The sequence below is a fragment of the Sphaerotilus sp. genome (assembly GCF_041083715.1).
Classification (GTDB): domain Bacteria; phylum Pseudomonadota; class Gammaproteobacteria; order Burkholderiales; family Burkholderiaceae_C; genus Sphaerotilus.
In genome coordinates, this window is record NZ_JBFPGY010000075.1 from 1 (window position 1) to 3,694 (window position 3,694).

The window sequence follows — 3,694 nt, forward strand, 5'->3', positions numbered from 1 at the left end:
GCCAAGCAGGTCAGCGCGATGACGGGTGGCAAGTTCCAGATCTCGACCCACCCGGGTGGCGAGCTGATGCCGGCGTTCGGCGTCGTCGATGGCGTGCAGAACGGCACCATCGAGATGGCCCACACCGCGCCGTACTATTTCTTCGGCAAGGACGAGACCTTCGCACTGGGCTGTGCCATCCCCTTCGGCCTGAACAGCCGCCAGATGACCGCGTGGATGTACGAGGGCAACGGCCTCAAGCTGATGCGCGAGTTCTACAAGACCTACAACATCGTCAACTTCCCTGGTGGCAACACGGGCGCGCAGATGGGCGGCTGGTACCGCAAGCCGATCACCTCGGTGGCGGACATGAAGGGCCTGAAGTTCCGTGTCGGTGGTTTCGCCGGCAAGGTGATCGAGCGCATGGGCGGCGTGCCGCAGAACATTCCCGGCGGCGAGATCTACCAGGCACTGGAAAAAGGCACCATCGATGCTGCCGAGTGGGTCGGCCCCTACGATGACCTGAAGCTCGGTTTCAACAAGGTCGCTCCGAACTACGCCTACCCGGGCTGGTGGGAAGGCGGTCCGCAACTGGACTTCTTCATCAACCAGAAGGCCTTCGACAGCCTGACCCCTGAGTACAAGGCCATCGTCGAAGCCGCGGCGTCCCACGCCCACCTGGACATGCAGGCCAAGTACGACGGCCGCAATCCGGTGGCGCTGAAGACGCTGGTGTCGACCGGCACCAAGCTGTTCCGCTTCCCGAAGGATGTGATGGAGCTGGCGTTCAAGGAGTCGATGGCGATGTACGCCGAGCTGAACGACAAGAACCCGCACTGGAAGAAGGTCTACACCGACTACGCCAAGTTCCGCGCCGAGCAGAACCTGTGGTTCCGCTTCGCCGAGGCCGGTTTCGACGACTTCATGCAGGCGCAGAAGCTCTGACTTCCGCGGCGGCTCCTGTCCGCCCGAAACTCTGGCCCGGTCTGGCGTTCGCGCTGACCGGGTCGGTCGCTTTTTCGGGCAAGGCGATCATCGTCAAGCTGGCGTACCGGCATGGGGTCGATGCGGTCACGCTGCTGATGCTGCGCATGCTGTTCGCGCTGCCGCTGTTCGTGGCGCTGGCGTGGTGGTCGAGTCGTGGTCGGCCGGCGTTGACGCGGCGGGACCTGCTGGCGGTGGCGGGGCTTGGGTTCTCGGGCTACTACCTCGCGAGCTTCCTCGACTTTGCCGGGCTGGCCTACATCAGCGCCAGCCTGGAGCGGCTGATCCTCTACCTCAACCCGACGCTGGTGCTGTTCCTCGGCGTGGTGCTGCACGGCAAGCGGGTCACGCGCCGGCAGCTCATGGCGCTGGGCGTGAGCTACTCGGGCGTGCTGGTGGTCTTCGGCCGCGAGCTGACCGATCTCGGCCCCCATGTCGGACTCGGCGCGGCGCTGGTGTTCGGCAGTGCGCTCAGCTATGCCATCTATCTGGTGCAGAGCGGGCAGGAGGTCAACCGCCTCGGCGCGTTGCGCCTGACCGGTCTGGCGACCACCGTGGCCTGCGTGCTGTGCATCGGACAGTTCGTGGTGCTGCGGCCGGTCGCTTCCGTGTTCGACGTGCCGACGCCGGTGCTGTGGCTGTCGCTGCTCAACGCCACGGCCTGCACCTTCGCGCCGGTGATCCTGGTGATGCTGGGCATCGAGCGGCTCGGTGCCGGTCTGGCGGCGCAGACGGGGCTGGTCGGACCGATGAGCACGATCCTGATGAGCGTGTTGATCCTGGGCGAGCCGATGACGCCCTGGATCGCGGCGGGCACCCTGCTGGTGCTGGCTGGCGTGGCGCTGCTGGCGCGCTGGCGCTGAAGCGCCGGGGTGTCCGGGCGCTGGTCAGCGCCGGGAGGAGACCAGGATGCCCGCCACGATCAGCGCGAACGCCACCGCGTGGTAACCGTGCGGCGCCTCGCCGAGCAGCGCGGTGGACAGCAGCGCGGCGAACAGCGGTGTGAGGTTGGCGAAGATGCCGGCCGTGGTCGGGCCCACGGCCGCCACCGCCCGGCCCCACAGCGCATAGGCGATGAGCGACGGCCCGATGACGATGTAGACCACCGCCGCCCCGACCGCCAGCGACCACTCCGGCTGGCGGGCCGAGACCACCGCTTCCAGACCCGCCGCGCCACCGGCCCACACCACGCCGAACAGCGCCTGGACCAGCAGCGCCTCGTCCCAGGTCCAGACACGGCACTGGCCGTCGGCTCCGATGATGTTCGGGCGCGCCGCGCCGCGCATCGACGCGGGGGGCCGGGCCAGCATCCAGCTGTAGCCGGCCCAGCTGGCGGCAGCGGCCAGCATGTACATGTCCCCCCGCACGAACTGCACGTCCGCCAGCGCCGACAGCTGTCCGCGGCTCAGCACGGTGGCCACGCCGACCAGCGACAGCGTGGCGCCGACCATCTGGGGTCCGCGCGGGTGTTCGGCGTAGAACACGGCACCGACCAGCAGCATCCACAGGGGCATGCTGGCGGCGATCAGCGTCACGTTGATGGGGGTCGAGGTGGTCAGCGCGAGGTACTGCAGCGCGTTGTAGGCTCCCACGCCGAGCAGGCCCATCAGCCCCAGCGGCCGCCAGCGGGCCAGGATCTCGCGGCGCTGCCCGGCTGTGGCAATGGCCTGCCGGCCCAGCACCAGCAGCACCAGCAGCACGATGCCCCAGCGGATCGCATTGAGCATCAGCGGTGGCACGTGCGGCACGGTCAGGCGACCGACCACCGCATTGCCCGCCCACATCAGCGGGGGAAGGGTGAGCATCGCGATCAGGCGGGGCGTGAGGGTCATGGATCAGTGCGGCTGCGGGGCCGAGGACATGGTGGAGGACGCGGGCCCACAGTGTCGCGCAAAGGTGCTGCCGCGACGGGCCTGTGCGGCTGCCAGGGGTCGATGTCCCGTTCGAGGAGACACTGCAGCCGGCTGATCGGACGTCGCCTCTGCCGGTCGAGGCGCTGGCCGTCTGAGCGCGTGTCCGAACGCGGGCTCAGCCGTCGGTGTGCAGCTTGCGCACGCGCTCGTCCTCGGCCTTGCGCCGGAGATCGACACAGCTGGGCAGGTGCGAGAACTCGGCGGTCTCGCAGGCCGTCTGGATGCAGAGTTCCCGGGCCAGGAAAAAGCGTGCGCCACACAGCGCTTCGGGCGTGCGGGGCGCGCCCGCTGGCGGCGTGGCCGGAGCGGAGGCGGGGGAGAAGGGCTGGTGGCTGCCGTCCTGCGTGCTGGCTGCATTGCGGGGGAGGTTGCTGGCGCCATCCAAGGGCAGCAACGGCGCCAGGGGCGTGGATGCTGGCGATGGCGTGTGCACCCGGCTCGCCACCGATGCGGCTGGCGCTGCCCGAGCGGCGGGCTTCGAGGCTGGTGCCGATGCCCCGGTCGCCAGGAGCGCGGGCTTGTCAGGCACCGTGACCGGCAGGGACGCTGCGGCGGCCGGTGCGGCAGCGGAGGCACTGCGCACCGGCTGGTCGGCCGGCTCCTCGATGAGGGCTGGGGGGCGACGCGCGGTGTCCGTTCCCGGCACCATCCGGGTCAGCCGATAGCCCAGGACGCCCGCGGCGAGCAATCCTGCGAGGGCAACCGCCAACAGGCCGTGGGACCGAGGCTTCGGAACTTCCAGCGGGGTCAGCGGATCGACCGCTGCGGCGGGCAGCGCAGTGGCTGGCGGGCGGGGAACGGCCGCGTCACGGGGATGG

Annotated in this window: 3 protein-coding genes and 1 pseudogene; 2 read left to right on the plus strand and 2 right to left on the minus strand. The window is 69.5% G+C overall.

Going from position 1 to position 3,694, the window contains the following annotated elements:
- Together AB3X43_RS03860 and AB3X43_RS03865 are read left to right on the plus strand one after the other, a co-directional pair.
- A partial coding sequence (locus tag AB3X43_RS03860; protein WP_369428563.1) for a TRAP transporter substrate-binding protein occupies positions 1–924 on the plus strand: 924 nt, incomplete at its 5' end.
- The gene (locus tag AB3X43_RS03865; RefSeq protein WP_473965056.1) at positions 921–1,826 is read left to right on the plus strand and encodes a DMT family transporter; all 906 of its coding nucleotides are present in this window, start codon (positions 921–923) and stop codon (positions 1,824–1,826) included. The genes AB3X43_RS03860 and AB3X43_RS03865, both read left to right, overlap by 4 nt.
- A gap of 24 nt (positions 1,827–1,850) precedes the next feature.
- On the opposite strand, the gene AB3X43_RS03870 is transcribed toward AB3X43_RS03865, so the two are convergent.
- A complete protein-coding gene (locus AB3X43_RS03870; RefSeq protein WP_369428564.1) occupies positions 1,851–2,795 on the minus strand; it encodes a DMT family transporter in 945 nt (314 codons plus the stop codon).
- Between the two features lie 196 nt (positions 2,796–2,991).
- Positions 2,992–3,694, minus strand: a pseudogene (locus AB3X43_RS03875) (hypothetical protein); the annotation flags it as partial.

Coding starts and splice junctions, on each gene's coding strand:
- AB3X43_RS03870 (WP_369428564.1), bottom strand. CDS start 2,795: ATGACCCTCACGCCCCGCCTGATCGCGATGCTCACCCTTCCCCCGCTG.